The organism is Pseudomonas sp. MWU16-30322, from assembly GCF_020515535.1.
Taxonomy (GTDB): domain Bacteria; phylum Pseudomonadota; class Gammaproteobacteria; order Pseudomonadales; family Pseudomonadaceae; genus Aquipseudomonas; species Aquipseudomonas fluorescens_H.
Map to the genome: position 1 here is coordinate 124162 of NZ_JAIWYL010000002.1, position 19409 is coordinate 143570.

At 61.6% G+C, this 19409-nt stretch carries 9 protein-coding genes; 7 read left to right on the top strand and 2 right to left on the bottom strand.

Annotated features, from left to right (window positions below; genetic code table 11):
* Positions 1 to 123 precede the first annotated feature (123 nt).
* Positions 124 to 873 (top strand): enoyl-CoA hydratase-related protein, encoded by a 750-nt coding sequence (locus LCH64_RS03495; protein WP_226499512.1) that lies wholly within the window; start codon positions 124 to 126, stop codon positions 871 to 873.
* Positions 874 to 1054: 181 nt separating this feature from the next.
* On the opposite strand, the gene pyk is transcribed toward LCH64_RS03495, so the two are convergent.
* Positions 1055 to 2506, bottom strand: coding sequence for a pyruvate kinase (pyk, locus tag LCH64_RS03500; RefSeq protein ID WP_003227610.1), 1452 nt, complete (start codon positions 2504 to 2506; stop codon positions 1055 to 1057).
* Between the two features lie 172 nt (positions 2507 to 2678).
* Here pyk and LCH64_RS03505 point away from each other — a divergent pair, with 172 nt between their 5' ends.
* Together LCH64_RS03505 and LCH64_RS03510 are read left to right on the top strand one after the other, a co-directional pair.
* Positions 2679 to 3065, top strand: coding sequence for a hypothetical protein (locus LCH64_RS03505; protein ID WP_003227608.1), 387 nt, complete (start codon positions 2679 to 2681; stop codon positions 3063 to 3065).
* Between the two features lie 228 nt (positions 3066 to 3293).
* On the top strand, positions 3294 to 3653 hold the full coding sequence (locus LCH64_RS03510; protein ID WP_045122830.1) for a PilZ domain-containing protein: 360 nt from the start codon (positions 3294 to 3296) through the stop codon (positions 3651 to 3653).
* Positions 3654 to 3800: 147 nt separating this feature from the next.
* On the opposite strand, the gene LCH64_RS03515 is transcribed toward LCH64_RS03510, so the two are convergent.
* A complete protein-coding gene (locus tag LCH64_RS03515; protein WP_226499513.1) occupies positions 3801 to 4175 on the bottom strand; it encodes a DUF6124 family protein in 375 nt (124 codons plus the stop codon).
* 460 nt (positions 4176 to 4635) lie between these two features.
* On the opposite strand from LCH64_RS03515, the gene LCH64_RS03520 reads away from it, so the two are divergent.
* From LCH64_RS03520 to LCH64_RS03535, 4 genes are read left to right on the top strand one after another with little or no spacing between them, the layout of a single operon-like run.
* A complete protein-coding gene (locus LCH64_RS03520; RefSeq protein WP_226499514.1) occupies positions 4636 to 7449 on the top strand; it encodes a hypothetical protein in 2814 nt (937 codons plus the stop codon).
* Positions 7442 to 11047 carry a Tc toxin subunit A gene (locus LCH64_RS03525; protein ID WP_226499515.1) on the top strand — a complete coding sequence of 1202 codons (3606 nt, stop codon included), beginning with the start codon at positions 7442 to 7444 and terminating at the stop codon, positions 11045 to 11047. Before LCH64_RS03520 ends, LCH64_RS03525 begins: the two co-directional genes overlap by 8 nt.
* A gap of 49 nt (positions 11048 to 11096) precedes the next feature.
* A complete protein-coding gene (locus LCH64_RS03530) occupies positions 11097 to 15140 on the top strand; it encodes a neuraminidase-like domain-containing protein (protein WP_226499516.1) in 4044 nt (1347 codons plus the stop codon).
* Complete coding sequence (locus LCH64_RS03535; protein ID WP_226499517.1) at positions 15133 to 19407, top strand: hypothetical protein; 4275 nt, start codon at positions 15133 to 15135, stop codon at positions 19405 to 19407. The genes LCH64_RS03530 and LCH64_RS03535 overlap by 8 nt, the downstream gene beginning before the upstream one ends.
* Positions 19408 to 19409: the final 2 nt, after the last annotated feature.

Here is a 19409-nt window from a genome sequence, read left to right on the forward strand (position 1 = left end):
CGCTAGGCCGCGCAGCGGCCCCAAAAGCCTGTGAGCGCTGCGCACTCAAGCGGGACGGTGCGGCGATCCGACAAGCTCCCTCGCCACAGATGAACCTTGTAACCAGCCATGTTGAGACACGCCATGACCGAAGCCATCCTGCTGGAACGCGAACGCGGTTTGCTCACCCTGCGCCTCAACCGCCCGGACAAGAAAAACGCCCTGACCCGCGCGATGTACAGTCGCCTCGCCGAGGCCTTGAGGCAGGCCGACAATGACCCTGAAATCAACGCCGTGCTGATCACCGGTAGCGCCGAGTGCTTCACCGCCGGCAACGACATCGCCGACTTCATCCAGCAACCGCCGAGCGACCTCGACAGCCCGGTGTTCCACTTCATGCTCAACCTGCTCGAATGCCGCAAACCGGTGATCGCGGCGGTGGCTGGGGCAGCGGTGGGCATCGGCACCACGTTGTTGCTGCATTGCGATCTGGTTTATGTCAGCCGCGATGCACGGCTGCGTATGCCGTTCGTCAATCTGGGGCTGTGCCCGGAATTCGGCTCCAGCCTGATCCTGCCGCGGTTGCTCGGGCATGCCAAAGCGGCAGAGCTGTTGCTGCTCGGCGAGGGATTCAGCGGTGAACAGGCGGCGCAGTGGGGCATTGCCACCGAGGCATTGGGCAGCGGCGAAGCGGCATTGAGCAAGGCGCGGGAAAAGGCCTTGCGCTTCGATGAGCTGCCCGCAGAGGCGGTGCGCATCAGCAAGCAATTGCTCAAAGCGCCGGAGCGCGAGTTGATCCGTAAAGTGATCGAAGAGGAGGGCGTGTTGTTCACCCAACGCTTGCGCTCGCCGGAGGCATTGGCGGCGTTGACCGGGTTTATCAAACGCCATTGAGATTTTCGGGCGGCTGTACTGTCCTCATCGCGAGCAGGCTCACTCCTACAGGGGGAACGCATTTCAAATGTAGGAGTGAGCCTGCTCGCGATAGCATTGGATCAGCCAACACATCTTCAGGATCAGAATGCAAAAAGCCCCGGCACTCACATGCCGGGGCTTTGGTTTTTCAGCTGAACACTCAGACCTGTGGGTCGCCCACGTGCAGGATTTTCATGCCGTTGGTGCCGCCGGTGGTGTGGTAGCTGTCGCCCTTGGTCAGGATGACCCAGTCGCCTTTTTCCACAACGCCGCGCTTGACCAGCTCGTCGATTGCCTTCTGGCTGACTTCGTTCGGTGCCAGCGAGGCCGGGTCGAATGGCACGGTGTACACGCCACGGAACATCGCTGCGCGAGCCTGGGCTTCGCGGTGCGGGGTGAACGCGTAGATCGGCACCGAAGAACGGATACGCGACATGATCAGCGGGGTGTAGCCGCTTTCAGTCAACGCGATGATCGCTTTCACGCCCGGGAAGTGGTTGGCGGTGTACATGGTCGCCAGGGCGATGCTTTCGTCGCAGCGCTCGAATTCCTTGCCGATACGGTGGCTGGAAGTCTTGCTGGTCGGGTGCTTTTCAGCGCCGACGCAGATACGCGCCATCGCCTGAACGGCTTCCAGCGGGTACAGACCGGCAGCGGATTCGGCCGAGAGCATCACGGCGTCGGTGTAGTCGAGCACGGCGTTGGCCACGTCGGACACTTCGGCGCGGGTCGGCATCGGGTTCTGGATCATCGACTCCATCATCTGGGTCGCGACGATCACCGCTTTGTTGTGGCGGCGTGCGTGCAGAATGATCTTCTTCTGAATGCCCACCAGCTCAGCGTCGCCGATTTCCACACCGAGGTCACCACGGGCAACCATCACTGCGTCGGAAGCCTTGATCAGACCGTCGAGGGTTTCGTCATCGGCCACGGCTTCGGCGCGTTCGATCTTCGCCACCAGCCAGGCAGTGCCGCCGGCTTCGTCGCGCAGTTGACGGGCGTAGTTCATGTCGGCCGCGTCACGCGGGAAGGACACCGCGAGGTAGTCGACTTCCATTTCAGCGGCGAGCTTGATGTCGGCCTTGTCTTTTTCAGTCAGGGCCGGCGCGGTCAGGCCGCCACCGCGACGGTTGATGCCTTTGTGGTCGGACAGCGGGCCGCCGATGGTCACCACGCAGTGCAGTTCGGTAGCGGTGGCGGTTTCGACGCGCATGACCACGCGGCCGTCGTCGAGCAGCAGCTCGTCGCCCACGCCGCAGTCTTTCACCAGATCCGGGTAGTCGATGCCGACCACTTGCTGGTTGCCTTCGGTCAGCGGATGGCTGGTGGAGAAGGTGAACTTGTCACCGATCTTCAGCTCGATGCGCTTGTTGGCGAATTTGGCGATACGGATTTTCGGGCCTTGCAGGTCACCCAGCAGGGCGACGAAGCGGCCGTGCTTGGCGGCGAGGTCACGCACCAGCTTCGCGCGAGCCTTGTGCTCGTCGGGGGTGCCGTGGGAGAAGTTCAGACGGGCGACGTCCAGACCAGCCAGAATCAGCTGTTCGAGAACTTCCGGCGAGTTACTGGCCGGGCCAAGGGTAGCGACGATTTTGGTACGACGGACGGACATGCAAAGACTCCTGAGTTCAAGCGCCAGCGAAGGCTACTATGCTCCGAGGGTGTAGTCATTGTTCGAATGCACTACTTATCGTTTTCTTTATTGAACGTGGCAACTTTGGGACAAACGCGCCTGAAGATTTCCGACCAGGGGTCGATACAGAACTCAAGACAGGAGAACACCCATGCGATTGTTGCCCATTGCCGCCCTTGCCCTCAGCGCCCTTGCCGCCACGGGATGTACCCGTTGGGCGATGAACCACCATCTGAACAACGCTTACAGCGCCTATGACCGGGGCAATTGCGAGCAGGTGATGCTCGAACTGTCCAAGGTCGAGCGCGACAGCCGGGCGCGTCCTTATGTGTGGCCGGAAGTGTCGATGATGCGCGGCCAATGCCTGGAACGGCAAAAAATGTACATCGACGCGGCGCAGACCTACCAGTTCATCATCGCCTCGTACCCTACCAGCGAATACGCCTTCCGCGCCCGTGCGCGCCTGGAAACCCTGCAGAGCCTGGGCCATTATCCGACCCGCAGTTCGGCAGCGGTGGTACCGGCACAGCGTTTCTGATGGTGGTTGTCATACAAAATCTGGCCTGTTGTACAAGCTGAGCTATAGTCCAGTGATCCGGTTCAGAGCCTGACTTTGAACCGGGGCAACACCTGCGACTGGTCGTTGTTGAGGCGATGGCGTATTGGCGACCATCCCACCGGAAGCGGGGAGAGCGCGGCTGCCATACAGGCGCGTTCCGAAGCAAAGGTGCGGCTCTGTGATGGAGCCTTGCATGGCGAACTGCGCATGTTTACCGACCGCCGAATCGAACGGCATCAGTTGCCGTACTTCCTCAGAGTGTTCAACAGCGTCACCGACAAACCCATCGGCTTTCTGGGCAACGTGTCTGAAGACGGCCTGATGCTCATCAGCCAGTTGCCGATGATGATCGGTGCCGAATTCCATCTGCGTCTGAAAATCCCCGCCAGCGATGGTTGCCAACAGGTGATCGACCTCAATGCGTGCTGCCTGTGGTGCCACGAAGACGCGACTCCCCTGCATTACGACGCCGGGTTCAGCCTGCAGCGCCCGCCCCCGGAATATGCGCAGCTGGTGCGGGCATTGAAGCAGTACTTCAGTTTTCAACCTCTGCCGGCGTCTGCCTGACGTCTGCGGCGCTCTCTCTATTGCCTTCGCGGGCAAGCCCGCTCCCACAGTGTCCGGTGTTGATCACAGGAGGTGTACACACCGCCAATCCCTGTGGGAGCGGGCTTGCCCGCGAAGGCGTCAGCACAGACAACGTCTATCTATGGGCTAACCCAGAGCAATCGCCCGCTCACTGTCCAGCGTCTTCTCCGCCAGCAACAACCCCATCTCGCTCAACTGATAAATCGCCATTGCCAGATGCCGTGGTTTGTCTTCCAGGCTGTCCGCCAGATCCAGCAGCAGAATGCTCACCGACGAAAAGGTTTCGTAGGTCTGGATGGCGATGGCTTCGGGATTGAGGTCGGGCGCGACTCGGAACATCTGCATGCCGCGATCCACGGAATTGCGCGAGGGCGGTTCGGGTTTGAGGTAGTGATCGAGGGCGCGCTCGGCGGCTTCGTGGAGCTTTCGTGAATCGGGGGATTCGTAGGGCGAGCTATCGGCAGGATTTGTTTCGGGTGGATTTGGAGTTGGTTTGAACACGGTGATTTTCCCTTAAGTGATGCCAGCACGATCTCGCGACTAAACGAGAGGGTGGCGGCTGAACGCAGGTTAGTCGACCGGGGGAAACCATCACCAAAAACCGGCGCGCCCGAAGGCGCCCTGCGAACAGCCACCATCGAGTGCGGGGATAGGGAATACCCGACTTGATGACGCTTATGCACATTGGTGAAACCCCCGGGCGACTAAACCCGACCACTGATTGGCAGCGGCACGGATCACGTTACGGGGCATCGGCAAAGCGCACAAGCCGGCGGATTCTGGCGGATCTGTAGGCAAAGGCGCAAGGCGTTGTAGCCTCCCGGCACACAGGGAAACACCCGGAAACACACGTCGCTGGAAGATTACCGTTCGTCGAGACTGTCAGATTTTACAGGTGTGGGTGGGAGTGGCGCGCTGGTAGAAACCCGCAACGGGAGCCAATCAGGTGGAGCGCCAAATCATGACTGATCAAGTACAGGACCAACTGCAGGCGCCGCAGGGCGATTTTGGCGATAGGCCGGTCATTATTTCTCCTATCGAAGGGGAAGTCAGAGGCGTGGTGGTTGGCGTATCCGGTTTTTCATTGGAGCCGTCTTTGACCATCGATGTTTTTGAAATACTGGCCGACGGCTCGCGGCGGTTCTGCGGAACAGCGTTTCCCATTGCTTTGCTCTGGAGTGCCGTCTGTACGTTTTTCGGATCAGGTAAAAAAACAGTTGTTGCCCAGTATCGATCGAAAAAAATCGACAGCATTGCCGCGCAGTTCGAGTTTATTTACGAACTGCCCGATCCAGTCGGAGTGCCGAAACCGACCATTGAAAGTCCCGCAGCGGGCGAGTTTGTGGAGCAGCAATTCATCCTCAGCGGCAAGGGAGAGTTCCTCGCTGGATTACGGGCCTATCGAGACTTTGGTGATTTCCCGCTGGGATATTCAGTAGTGGGCTACATCGGTAATGAGCAAGGCCCGGACACGAAGGCTTGGCGCATGGAACTCAATCTGCAGCCCGGTCCTTTTTCGATAACGGCGACACAGACATTGCTCGGGAAACCATCGCTACGATCTGAGGCTTTGCTGCTCAAAATCCGTCCTCCAGCACTGACGGCTGTCAGCGTCACCTACCCATCCCTCACCACCGTCGAGTTCTCAGGTACCGGTTTCACCGGCGCCACGGTCGAAATCACGATCGTGAGCGGCCCGCAAGGTGCAACAGCGCCACCTGACGTGGTCGTGACCGCAGGCACCTGGAAAACCACTTCACAGAACTGGCCCATCGGTACCTACGAGCTGGCGGCTGTGCAAAAAGTCCGGGACAACTCTGGAGGCTCTATCCTGTCGCAGGCGTATCGGTTCACCGCTTCGTCGAAGCTGCTGCCGCCCACTGACATTACCCATACCGTGAACGAATACAGACCGACCTTCTACGGAGAGGGCATAGCGGGGGCATCGGTCCTGGTGAAGGATAAAGCTGACGGCACGGCGCTGGCTCCGGCAGCGTTGGTCACCGCTCAGGGCTGGTCGACCACGGCCAATGCGCCCTGGACGCCAGGTTCGACGCGCACGGTGCTGTTTGTGCAGACACTGGGTAACGCCGAGTCGGAGCCGGTGGAATACACGGTCAAGATCGATCGTTACCCGGCACCGTTCGACCTGGGCTTCAGCGTTGTCGACTACATCCCGATCCTCACCGGCAAGGGCATCAACGGGGCGACGGTGGTGGTGACGGACAAGGTGACCGGTGCGCAACTGGCGCCGCCGGCAACGGTAACATCGCAGAACTGGACGACGCGGCCTGCAAGCCCCTGGGAGCCGAACACGACCAAGGTCGTGCTCGTGGTTCAGAAGAACGGCAGCCTGGAATCCGACCCGGTGGAGATGACCATCAGCGTGCCGTTAGTGGCGCCGCAGATCAGCGTCATCGAGGACGACGGGCTGTCGCCGAAAATCTCCGGCAGATGCTGGCCCGGCGCAGTACTGAGGCTGACCTACAGCGATGACACCACCGTGCATGAGCCCGATGGCGCCAGTGGCAACTGGGCCTTCAAACGCCCGGTCGGGTTTGCGCCGGACAAGGAGCATACCGTCACGGTGATCCAGACCGTCGCCGGCAATGCTTCGCCGGCGGCCTCGCAAACCTTCCGGGTCAGTCCGGAAAAACTGCTCATCACCGAACCTGCGGAAAACACCGAGGCCGGTCGCACCCTGCTCGTGCGTGGCGAACAGGGGTTCAATGGCGCCACCTTGCAATTGCGTGATGCCCAGTTCGGTTGGGCATTGGGCGCGCCGAAACAACTGACCAGTCAGGGTGCATGGTTCGTTGAACTGAGCGGGCTGGAATTTCGCACCTACCAGATCGATGCCACGCAAACCATCGGCGACCGGCCTTCAGCGCGCAGCGATGTGCGCACTTTCGACGTGGTGCTGCTGCCGCCCGTCATCGAGGTGCCGGCACCGGGTCAGGCCCTGCCGCGCACCGCCATGCTCTCGGGAACCGGCGATCCCTATGGCCAGGTGTCGGTCTGGCGTGAAGGGGTGCCGGAACCGCTGCTCGATAAAATACCGGTCAGTGCCGAGGGCCAATGGCAGGCCGAGGTGGTGCTGCCGGTCGGCACCTACACCCTCAAGGCCAGGCAATTCCTTGATAACAGGGAGTCGAAGGACAGCCCTTCGCTCACCTACCGCGTGGTGCCGGCCGCACCGTTTATCGAAAGCCCGGGTCGGGACACGTTTGTCGGTCGCAGCGTGGTGGTGTCCGGGTTCGGCGATCCGGAGGACACAGTGACGGCGTCACTGACGAACAGCAAAGGCTCGGTACTGGGCAGCGCCCCAGTGCTTGAGGATCGCACCTGGACGCTGACGCTTGTGCTGAGTCAGGCGGCTGGACGGTACAACCTGCAAGCGGTCTCTTCGCGCGACGGCTACGAGTCGGACGCTTCCGCTGCGCACCCGGTATTGCTTGGCACTTATCTGCCCGGGATTGATGAGCCGGCGGCAGGCGCCTGGGTTGCAGGACAGTTCGAATTGGCCGGCACCGGCCGCGCGGGAGTGGGTCAGGTGGTGAGTTGGTACGACCCCGGACAGATTCTCAGCGCCAACATCGCCGTCACCGCGCAAGGCTGGCGCAGCCAGGGTGGACAAGGCCTGCGCGCCGGTGGCCACTGGTGCCGCTTTCAGCAGACCGTCACCGACGGCGCGGATGGCTCGACCCTGTCCGACTGGGTCGAGAGCGGACGTTTTGACAAGATTGCCACCCCACTGGGAGCCGGCCATGAATGAGCCTGTGATTCGCCCTGTCGAACAATTGCTGTCGCAGGTGTTCGATGCCGAACAGCGCAAGACCTACGCTGATCTTTCCACATACCTTGAGAGCGGCGGTTCGATTTTTCCGCTGGTGGAGCGCGGCGTGCGCGGGCTGGTCCGGGACTATCAGCTGCAGCCCGAGGACGCCCAGGCGTTTCTGCGCAGAGCCAACGCCCTGGCGGTTTTCGTGCGGCGCCAGTTCATTGAACACACCTTGCGCGGTTCGGCCACCCAGCTCACGCGTCCTGACAGTGGGCTGTTGTCGATGGTGAACGGGCCGAGTTTCGAGCAACTGTTCAGCCCCGGATTCGGCGATTTGTGCCCGCCGCAGGCACTGGAATCGATCGCATCGCCGGTGGCCTATCTGATCGAGTTGCTGCGCTGGATCCGGGACTGGATCTTTGCCGAGGGTAAAGCGGGCAAGCTGGATTTGCATGATCGTCGCCAGGACCTGAAGCGTCTGCAGATCGACTTCAGTGCGGTGCATCAGTCGATCTCGGCGCTGGACATCATCGTGCCGGTGCTGGAAACGTTCATCGAGGCAAACAAGGACAAGGAAACGGATCTCGAAGACGCACTGATCGCCGCCCGCTACCCCAACGGCCTGCCTTATTACCAGCATTGGGTCACGCTGGATTTCGCCGCCCGTCAGCAGGGGATGTCGGTGGGCAACTTTGCGCACATGGTGGATCTGGCCTATCCGTATTTTCTACAGCCCGAGGCCTGGGACAACGATGCCGGGCGGGCCCTGAGCCATGCCTCGCGGCTGGGGCCGTACCAGCGTGAGTTACTGACGCAAGCCCCCACCCCGGACGTGGAGAAGGAGAGAGAGGCGTATTACCTGCACAATTTTGGCGCGGGGAATTTGGATTGGCAGAACCTCAATCAAGTACCGTTTTTCGGTGAACGCACCCGCCTGAGCGCGCAAGACCTCGAGGCCTTGCTGTCGATTCGCGAGTTCGCCCCGACACGCTCGGCCCATGTCACCTACGCCGCAAGCGCGCCACTGGCGGGTGACGAGAGCCAGCTGAGCGGTTCGGTGTATCTCAATGCTGCCGAATCTCCAGCGCTGAGCATCAACTTCAACGGTGCAGCGCTTTCGCATCGTCTGACCGAGGACCCGGTCCGCATCGATCGCTACGAACGCATGAACCGCAAACTGCGTCTGGATCAATGGCTGGGCTTGCCGCCCGAACAGGTCGATGCCCTGCTGGTGGCGGCGATCAACGCAGAAAAACGCGGTAAGTCGCCACAATTCCCCTGGTGGATTTCCACCCACACGGTGCATGCCGTGGGCCTGTTCCAGTCACTGCGCGAGCGTTATGACTGCCCGGCCGAGGACTTTGCGGCGTTTATCGATGACCTGTCACTCTATGGCCGTGGCCCGGTGCTCTCGCTGTTCGACCGTACTTTCAACAGTCAGGGCAGCTACCGTCAGCCGTTGTTGCTGGACAAGGGATTGTTTACCGTGCTGCCGGGGCAAGGCGTGACCGACCTGACCGTCAGCCAGTTGTGCAGTGGCTTGAACATCGACCTGCAGACCTACGCTTATCTGGCGGTGGTCATTGCTCGGGCACATGGACTGGGTGACCAGCTCACACGTACCCCGGAGGTGATTTCGAGTTTTTACCGCCTGGTGAAATTGCCACGGCTGCTCGGTATTACGCCGGTCGAAGGGGGGCTGATGCTGACCCTGCTGGGCGGTGAGAACTGGCTCAATGGGCTGGCAGGCAAACCGCGCATCATCGAGCGCAGTGACAACGACAGTGTTCCGGACGCGCTCAACCTGATTTATGCGCTGCACTCTTGCGTGTCCTGGTGCAGGGAGCGCGACCTGCCGGTGCAATGGGTATTGCAACAGGTCTCGCCGCTTCAGGCATTGGCGGTTGCCTCCGAGGCGGAGCGGAGTCTGTTCGAGCAGCTGCGCAATCTGCTGCCTTCGGCACTGTTCAGCAATGCCGGGTTGCAGGCGGCGGGGGTGCCCTTGCAGCCAGGCCTGGACTGGCTGCATTTTCTCGGTGACCTGGTCGACGCTTCCGGACTGATCGTCAATTCGTCGTTGCCCGAAGCGGACTACCTGAATTTTGCCCGGGAAAAACTCGATCAGGCCATCAAGGACGGGCTCGGTGAGGTCGACGCCGACACGCTTGCGAGTATTGGCGAGCGCATGCTGAACGTGTTGTTGCAGGCGCGGGAAGCACAAGTCTCGGTCGCCCGGGAATGCCTGACGGTGTACACCGGACTTGATGCCGAGCGGGCACTGCGGGTGCTGAGCTGGGCGCAGTCCTCGGTGTATCAGTTGTTGTCGCAGGTGCTCGAACGCGCCGAGCGCGAAGCACTGGAGGCACGTGCCTCGGAGCAGCCGGACCCGTTGCTGAGTCTGTTGGCCGATCTGCGACGGCGCAGTGCGGTGGTGAGCAAGCTGGACCTGAGCGCGCGCCTGCTCGAAGACTTTTTGCAATACGGGCACAAGGCCTGGATCGATCAGGACGACCGTCACCTGCTGTCGATGCGCACTCTGTATTACCTGAGCGTGCTGACCCGGGCGTTCGAGATGAGTCAGCAGCCGGCGGACAAACTCCTCGACTATCTGCGCCAGGTTCATGCCTTGCCCGGCTCCATCAGCGTAGATGCGCTGCGACTGGCCCAGCAGGCGGCCGTGCAGCGCCTCGCGGCGTTCTTTGACTGGAGCGTGCAGGAAGTGCGTGAGTGCGTCAGCCGCGTGGGGGCGGACGACGCGATCCTGAAGACCCTCAGCCAACTCGATTTGCTGATGCGTATTCGCGTCCTGGCCGAACACAGCGGCATGGACGCCCTGACGATTTTCCTGCTGGGAACCCTGCCGGAAACGGTCGACAAGAGTGCTTATGCAATTGCCGCCGAGCGCGCCTTGCTGAGCATTTCGGAGACGCGCACCCCGTTGGTGTCTTTCGCTGACGAAGTGCCTGAACCCCTCGTCAGCATGACCTGCACCGTCGACAAGACCGAGGTGGTGGCCAACAAGCCGGCAGACAAAATCGTCCTGACCGTGACGCTCAAGGACGCTGCCGACGAGGCGTTGAAAGGGGTCTACGTGTATTGGCAGACCACTTTGGGCACGGTTGCGACTTCCGCTACCAATGCCGACGGCGTGCTGAAGGTCGATTACGTGCCGGGCAAGGTCATGGGGCGAGAGGTGCCGTTGTTCTGGCTGGATCTGATCGACGCCCAACAGGCGCCGCCGCTGCAGGTTCTCGACGATAGCGCGACCCTGGATTTCCCGCCTTCGATGATGGCTCAGGTGCCCGTGGACCCGGTGCCGGCAGGGCTGGAGGTCGAGCTGTATGCGAGCCTGCGCGACAACTACCAAAACCCCGGCCGCCATCGCCCGGTGCGCTGGAACGGCGAGAGCAAGGATCCTTCAGCGGTTCTGGTGTTCCGGCCAGTGCAGAGTCAGACCGATGCGCAGGGCGTTACGCGGGTCTTTGTCTCCAGCCCGACCGGCGGAGAATTCACGATTACAGCCCTGAGCGATGCCAGCAACAGGATGGTCGAGTTCGACGCCATCACGTTCCTCGCGCCAACCACCCGATGAAGCCGTTCGTTGAGGGCGCGTGGATGCCCGTCCTCAGGAGAAACCGACCATGACTCAGCGCAACCTGGCTGAACTGCTGGAAAAACGTCGTACCGCGTTGGTGGAGTACTGCATCGGTCACGTCGCCAAGAGCAAATACGCCTTCGTGAAAACGCCGCAAGACCTGTTCGAGTTGTTGCGCCTGGACCCACTCGACAACTATCCGGTGCAAAGCTCATGGGTGGCCGAGGCGACCAGTTGCGCCCAGCAATTCATCCATGCCGCCTACCGCAAGCTCGAGCCAGGCTACGCCGAGGTCGACTTCGAAAAGGAGCATCTGAAACTCTGGGAGCTGTACAGCAATTTCCCCGACTGGGCGGCGTTGTCGATGATTGCGGTGTACCCGGAAAACTACATCAATCCGTTTGTCCGGCAACGCAAGAGCGGGCTGTTCAAAACCCTCGAGAATGACCTGAACCAGACGCGCCTCAACGGCGACTCGGTGCAACGTGCCCTGCAGAATTATCTCAAGACGTTCGAGCAGACCTGCAACCTCGACGTGATCAGTGCGTGTCTGGACACCGACTCGGCCACGCGCGCGACCTACTATTTTATTGGCCGTCAGCGGGTGCAGCCGTTCCAGTATTTCTGGCGCAAGGCTGACATCGAACTGACGGCCGGTGGCACCGCGATCAATCCGGCCGCCTGGGGTGAATGGCAACCAGTGGACATTCCGGTGGCCGGCAAGGTGCTGGATCTGCGGCCGGTGTTTTGGGGCGGGCGGTTGTGCGTGGTGTGGGCGCAGTGGCGTGAGCGGGAAGAGGCGCAGGACGTGCCGTACAAGCTGGATATCAATCTGGCGTTCATGAATCAGAGCGGCGAATGGTCGGCGCCTCTGAGTCTGAAGAGCATCACGGCGGCCAATGACCTCGGCGAGGACACGCGACTGATTGCGACCACGCTGGCGGATGCGCAGCACCCCAAGGGGCGTCTGGGGGTGTTGTTGACCAACGGCACCGGGGCGCTCAAGGTGCATGCGACACGCGACGTACTGTTTCGCCCGCTGCCCGAGGACGACGGCAGCTGGCTCGATCACCTGGCGGAACACCGTTTCACCGATCAGTTGATCGTCCAGCATCCGCTGACCTCGAAGAGTCAGCCGACGGTGACGGTACAGAGTCAGGACGACAAACCACTGACGGCTTACTACGCCTTGCAGGTGGTGTTCAACGAGGTGGGAGACCTGGATTTTCTGTGGGTCAGGGGCCTGTGCCGAGAGAAGACGGGAGCCGCCGGCAGCAACGTCGAGTTCAAGCTGATTTTACACAATGGCGCGGGTGGGGATCCCGACGAGGTTAAAGTCATAAAGTCCACCTCTGGCGGCTGGGCCACTGACTGGATGACGCTAAAGCGTTCGACCGGAGGCTTTGCCTCGTCATTCGATTTCACCCTGAGTAACACTGCACAAGGCACCAAGAAATTCACCGTGGAGTTCACCAGACTGCGCCGTTTCCCCGCGCCGACACTGGTAAAAAATTCGCTGGATGCGGCGCAGTTCATCGCCTTCAGACAAGAAGGCATGCTGCAACTCGCGCGTCTGAATTCCCTGTTCGGCCCGGAACTGGTCGAGCGCAGCCAGATCTCCGTGGATGCCGTGCTCGAGTGGGACAGCCAGTTTCTCGCGGAGCCGCCACCGGCCGACGGTACGATCAGCGAGCCCAACGGGGCATTCGACGGCGCCAACGGTCTGTTCTTCTGGGAGCTGTTCTTCCATCTGCCGCATCTGGTGGCGACGCGCTTGCGGGCCGAGGATCGTTTTCTCGAAGCGCAGAACTGGCTGCATCACCTGTTCGATCCCCAGGCAAGAGCGAACACGAGCGAGCCGCAGAGACCCGACTACTGGCGCTGCCGCCCGTTGGTCGCGGCGGGGAATGCCGGCTGCGAGGCCGTGAGGTTGACCGATCCGGATGCCATCGCCTACGCCAGCCCGCGGCACTATCAGATTCTGGTGTTCAGCGAGTACGTGAAAAACCTCGTCGCCTGGGGTGACTGGTATTACCGGCAACTCACCCGTGATGCGCTGGTGGCAGCCAAGCTGTGTTACGTGCAGGCCGAATTCCTCATGGGCAAGGCACCGTCTGCAACGGTCGTCACCCGTTGGGAGACGCAAAGCGTGGAAGCGTTGCTGGCAAAGAGCGCAACGCGTCCGGCACTGGAAAAGTTCGAGCAGGAGCTGGTGTTTTCTCTGGCCGATGTGCCACCGGCCGCCGATGCCCCGCCGCTGATGGGGCTGCTGGCGAACGAACCGTTCAAGTGTCCGATCAACGAGCAGTTGCTGGAGCTGTTCGACTTGCCAGTCCAGCGCCTGAATAACTTGCGTAACAACCTGACCCTGGACGGCAAACCGCTGGATGTGCCGCTGTTCAGTCCGCCGACCGATCCCGATCAATTGCTCCGTGACCTGGCCAGCGGCGGTGGTGCGCCACGCCCGATGGGCGGCCGTCTGGTGGTCGGCGCGTTTCGCTGGCGCGTCACCTATGAAGCGGCGTTGCGCGCGGTGCAGACCTTGCAGGAATACGGCAATCAGGTCTTGCGCCTGATCGAACAACGCGACCGCGCCGAACTGGAAGAGATTCAGCAGGAATATCTGGGCGAACTGGAGGCGTACGCCCGCACGGTTCAGGAGCAGTCGCTCGAGCAGCAGCAGGCCCAAGTGACGGCGCTGAGCCAGAGTCGCAGCATGGCGCAGGAGCGCGCCGACCGGTTCCAGGCCTGGTTCGATGAGCACATTACCGACACCGAATATGAGGTCATGGAAAAACTGCAATCGGCCAAATGGCTGAATTTCGGCACGATGGCGATCAATAGTGGTGGTGCGGCGCTGGCCGTCGGGCCGTGCATATTCGGCGTCGCCTCCGGCGGCATGCGCTTCGACGCGATCGCCAATGCGCTGGTCTTCGGCCTGCAGATCAACGCCACGGGCATGCAGATAGACGCCGAAAAACAGGCACTGATCGAGAGCTATCGCCTGCGCCGCCGGGAATGGGAACTGCAGCGTGATCAGGCACGGGCGGAAGTGCGAGCCATCGATGAACAGCTCAACGCGCAGACGTTCGCGCTGGGCGCCGCCAGGGCCAGTCTCGAACAGACCCTGCGCCGCAACAGTCAAGCCCAGTCTCTGTACAACTTCCTGAAAAAACGCGCCAGCAACGCCGAGCTGTTCGGCTGGCTGCTGGGCCAGCTCAAGGCGTTGCACTATCAGGCCTACGATGCGGTGGTCAGCCTGTGCCTGAGTGCTCGCGCGGCGCTGAGCGCCGAAACCGGTGAATATGAGGTCGGCGATCCGTTGCCGCGGGTCTGGCAGGACAATCGCCATGGGCTGACGGCCGGCGAGCATCTGCGCGAGTACCTGTTGCGCATGGATCGCCAGTACCTGCAAAGCCATGAGCGGCGTCTGGAACGGGTCAAGACGGTGTCGCTGCGTCGCCTGTTCGATGATGCCAGCGATCCGCAGGCCGGGTTTGCTGACTGGGCTCAGGCGCTGGCCGACTTGATCGACAAGGGCACGCTGGAGTTCCAGCTGACGCAGTTGCTGTTCGACCGCGACCATCCGGGGGAATACTGCCGGCTGCTCAATCTGCTCGAAGTCGATATGGCGGTGCTGGTCGGGCCGTATGAGGATATCCAGGCCACCTTGCTGCAGATCGGCAGCATGACCGCGACCAAGGCTTCGGCAGCGTCGGTGGCGTATCTGCATCAGCCCACGGGCAAAGTCGCTCCGGCCGATGTGCAGTTCAACCTGCGCAGCGGCCAGCAGATCGGCCTGTCGGTGGGCCTGGCCGACAACGGCATGACAGCGATCAGACCGGACGAAGGTCTGCTCAACCCCTTCGAGAACACCGGAGCGGTGTCACGCTGGCAGTTGAACTTTCCGTGGCCGAAAAACCAGCCGCAGGCGTCGATGCTCAACTCGGTCACCGACATCATCGTGCGCGTGCGTTATACGGCGAAAGCCGGCGAGCCGACTTTCACTCTGGCGGTCAAGGATCTGGTCACCCGGACCATGGCCTCGCGTCAGCCACGTAACGGCAAAGGAGCAGGCAATCATGGTTGATCGGGACATGGTTGATCGGGACATCAAGGCCAATAAAAGCCTGCTACTCAATGGTGACTTCAACGAAGGTTTCAGTAGCTGGACAAAGGGCGGCAACACGGCGGAGGTGGTGATCGCGGGGGAGCTTTACGACGGCACGATGATCAAGTTCCTTGCCGCTGCCAATCGGGGCACGGCTGCGCAGGAGGTCACCTTGCCTGTCGAGCAAGGCGTCGGCGCCCGTTATGTGTTGAGTTTCCTGTGTGAAACGCGCCACGCCAATCCGGGCACGCTGAGCATCACTACGCTGGATGGCACGCCACTGGCTGAAATTCCCCTGCCGCCGGGCAACCCGAAGCGACTGGCTCGTATCGACAGCGGACAGCCTCTGGACTTCGTGCCTGTCAGTTACAACATTCCGCTCGATCTGCCGCTGCCGCGCCAGCAGAAGATTCGCGTCACCGTGATCTCGCCGGTGAACGAAAACCCTGAGGAGTATTACCGTAAGGTCTGCATCACCCGCATTCATCTGGGGATACACCTGGCACCGTTGGTGCCGCACAGATTTGTGCTGGATCGTGAGCACCTGTCAGCGAACGCGCCGTTGTATCTGTGCCTGGGCGCCGACGGCAGCTTCCAGCATCAGTTCGAATGCGTGCCCGCGCCCGACAGCCCGTGGCAGTACACCCCGGTCGCCCTGATCAGCGACGACAATCCGCAAGGCGCCGTGCGCGCAACACCGGACTGGGGCGTCGCGCAGCCACTCGATTCGTTTTGGACGCTGTATTGCCCGCTGCTCGAAGGTCAGGAGCCCTTTGTGTTCACGGCCAGTCTGGTCAACCAGTACAGCGCCGAACCGTACCCGATCGAGGTTTCGCTGGGGCATCATCGCCTGGTGTTCAGCGATGTGCTGGAGGCCGCGTATTACCCAGTGCTGGAACTCGCGCAATCGGTGCGCCTCGGGGTTCGGGTGGCCTCGTTTTACACCGGCCAGTATCTGGCCGGGCGCACCGTGACCTGGACGAGCGAAGGGCAGGAGATTGTCGGGACGGCATCCACCGATGCCGAGGGCTGGGCGTACCTCGATTATCGGCCCAAAGCCGCAGGCACGTTTGCCATCGAGGCGTCGGTGGCCAGTCCCTACTATGCCGCCGGGGTTGAAACCACGAACCTGGAGGTCCAGGTCCTGGCGACCGATCCATGGGCAGACCTGCTGGCAGTGGTCGAGGACAATGCCTTGCCCTGGGCGCAGAAGACCGGTTATCCCAACCGGGGTTCGACGTATCCATTGAAGGTGAGGGTACCGCCGGTGTTGCGCGCGACGACGCTGGCGCTGCATTGGCAAGGCACTTCTGCCGGACAGTTGGGCGTGCAGGTGCAGCCGCAGCTGGAGCAACCGGTGGCGGTCGGCGCAACGGACTTGAACTGGGTCCTGACCTGCGACGATCAGCTCGATGGTCGCTTCCAGCTGCAACTGCGCTGTTCGAAACTGCTGTTGCCCTCGGACTGGAAGCCGATGTCGCTGGCGCGCAATGTGGTACGCATCGGCGCCGTGCAGGAGGCGAATAAATTTCCGGTGGTGGATGAGGACGAAAGCGTCCTGCTGAGAGTGCAAGTGGTGCATGTGCTCACCAGCGGCGATGGTGATCCGGTCAACCATGCGCTGGTGGACTGGGACACGCCCGAGGGCACGATCTCGACGGTGAGTGGCAGTGGTGGCTGGGCCAGCGTGCTCTATCAGCCGAGCCGAGCCGGTGAGCACGTGGTGACCGCCCGTGTGCGTGCGCATGCCGAGGCTGTCGTGACGCAGCGAGCGTTCGCAGTGAGGGCACTGGCGAGCAATCCGTGGAAGCGCGAGGTGCGGATTCTGTTCGACGACGTCGAGGTGGATCTGGTCGAGTTGGGGCTGCTGTGCTGGAAGGGCACAGCGCATACCTTGAAACTTGTGCCGAACCCCGGCAGTCCGCTCATCAATTATTCCATCACCCTGGACTGGCGGGGCGAGGATCCGCACATCGGGCTGTCGGTTAGCGACCTCGGCGTTCCCAGAATACTTGGCGAAGGCCTTGAGTGGACGTTCAGTTCACAGCAGGGCAGCAGTCTCAGCAGCCTGTTCGCGTTGCAGTTGTCGGTGAATTACATTTCGGTACCACGGGAATTGTTCGGACGCCTGATTGCCACTGATCTGGCACAAGAACTGTCGGTGATGCTCGATCAGGTACCCGGCACGCCTGGCGAGTCGACGTTCTATCCGTGTCTTGGCGCGCGGCACACTCTCAGGTTCCTGCCCAATCCGTTGAGTCCGTTGGTGGGACTTGAGGCCTTTCTGGAGTGGCAGGGCACGCCACCCGCAGACCTGAATGCCGTTGTCGAGCCGGCGCTTGAGCTGGCGCAGACCCTCGCCGATGGCGGCACCGGGTGGACGCTGGATTTCGCCGCCAGTGCCGCTGCGGGGCAATTTTCACTGCAACTGCGCCTGCCTGGATTGGCCCGGGCAACGCCAGTGAATTCAATGCAGCTGGATCACAATAAAGTGAGGATTGAAGGCTGGCGCGAAACCCCGGTCGACCCGGTGATCAATCAGGATGCCGCCTGGCAATGGGTGCAAGTGGTGTCAGCGTTTACCGGCGAGCCAGTGACAGGCGTCGCGGTGCGCTGGCACGCCGCCAATACAGATCAGGTCGTCGATACCGATGCGTTCGGCTGGTCGGGTTTTGCCCTGGCACCCACCTCCGCAGGTCAGCACCAGGTCGTGGCACAGCTGCTCAGCCGTTTCGATAATTACCAGGAGCAGCGCGAACTCAGGGTCACGGCGCTGGCAAGTGATCCCTGGCAAGGTGTCAGCGTGCGCTTCGATGGCCATCTCGAGCAGACCTGGGGCGCGCGTACCTACTTCCCGCGGCGTTCGGGCAATCATGTGCTGGAGTTGTTGATCAAGGAGGACAGTCCGCTGTTGCAGCAGGAGCTGACGCTGGGGCTGACCGGCACCGGGCCTGCACAACTGGGGCTGACATTCGAGCCCGCACTGGGTGTCCCCCGTCAGCCATCGGCACTTGGTTTTCGCTACACGCTGCGATGCGCCGACCTCATGGATGGAGGGTTCGCCCTGCGCCTGAGCGCCGCGCGTCTGGCCAGCCTGTCACCGGCCAATGCGATGTCGCTGGGCACCGGCGAGCAAGTGCTCAAACTCCTCGCCGGCAGCACCGTTCAGCAAGTGCTGGAGTGGGGGCAGACACTCGTCGAAGAGGTCCGGGTCGTCTCATCCATCACCGGTCAAGGCATCGCCGGAGTCGTGGTGACCTGGCGCAACACAGAGCTGGGAACGTTGACCAGTCTGACTGACTTTTACGGCATGGCGAGGGTGCAGTTCAAACCGCAGATTCCAGGTGCCTCCATGCTGACGGCAACGGTGGGGGATGCGTTGCATTCAGAGTCGATTGCCTTGGCGTATACGCTTGAGGAGCCGCGGAAAATCAGTGAGCTCATCATGCTGGAATCTGCGGTTTATCCCGGTGCGCAAGTGCTCGCCCAAGCGACGATTGTCTCGGCGATTGGAGGGCAGCCGCTCAGCGGCGTTGAGGTCATGTGGACGTTTGCGGAGGTTGCCCTTCCTTCGACAGTCACCGATGCCGCAGGCCGGGCGATCGTACGGTTCAATCTTGATACCTCCGGCATCCGGGCCTTGGCCGCGACAGTGCGGGGCGGCGAGGGCGGGTGGGACTACGCGCTGCTGGCGCTGGCTGTTGAAAATGGCCCGATCATCCAAAGGTTTTCGGTTGATCGCACAGTGGTCTATCCCCGGCAACTGGTTTCAGCGCAGGTCACGGTGGTCAGATCTGACGATGGGCGCGGCTGGGGCGGGCTCGGCGTCGCCTGGGATTTTGCCGGTGGCCGGAAGTCTTCCGTCACAGGGCCTGATGGCGGATCCACCGCCAGTAACTTCCTGGCGAATGAGCCAGGCGTCTTCCCGCTGACAAGTTCCATTGTCGATTACCCCTACTCGAGATCAATCGATATCGAGGTGGTCGGGCCGGATTCGGCGCGCATCAGCGACATGAAAAAATTAAGCGCGGGGGTTTTCCAGGTGCTCATTACCGATGGACGCCAAGTGCCATTGGCACGCAAAACAGTGTTCTGGCGTCTGGACAACTCGCAACTCGGGTCGACGATCACGGGCGAGGATGGCAGAACCACCATCGACATTCAGTTCCAGACGGGCACCAGGGTGTACGCGGGCATTGAAATAGGGATGAGCAGTCAACTGTACGAATTCGCGCTGGATTTCTGAGG

Bases quoted from the DNA above. Each gene is read 5' to 3' on its own strand.
- LCH64_RS03495 (WP_226499512.1), top strand. From the start codon at position 124: ATGACCGAAGCCATCCTGCTGGAACGCGAACGCGGTTTGCTCACCCTG.
- pyk (WP_003227610.1), bottom strand. From the start codon at position 2,506: ATGTCCGTCCGTCGTACCAAAATCGTCGCTACCCTTGGCCCGGCCAGT.
- LCH64_RS03505 (WP_003227608.1), top strand. From the start codon at position 2,679: ATGCGATTGTTGCCCATTGCCGCCCTTGCCCTCAGCGCCCTTGCCGCC.
- LCH64_RS03510 (WP_045122830.1), top strand. From the start codon at position 3,294: ATGTTTACCGACCGCCGAATCGAACGGCATCAGTTGCCGTACTTCCTC.
- LCH64_RS03520 (WP_226499514.1), top strand. From the start codon at position 4,636: ATGACTGATCAAGTACAGGACCAACTGCAGGCGCCGCAGGGCGATTTT.
- LCH64_RS03525 (WP_226499515.1), top strand. From the start codon at position 7,442: ATGAATGAGCCTGTGATTCGCCCTGTCGAACAATTGCTGTCGCAGGTG.
- LCH64_RS03530 (WP_226499516.1), top strand. From the start codon at position 11,097: ATGACTCAGCGCAACCTGGCTGAACTGCTGGAAAAACGTCGTACCGCG.
- LCH64_RS03535 (WP_226499517.1), top strand. From the start codon at position 15,133: ATGGTTGATCGGGACATGGTTGATCGGGACATCAAGGCCAATAAAAGC.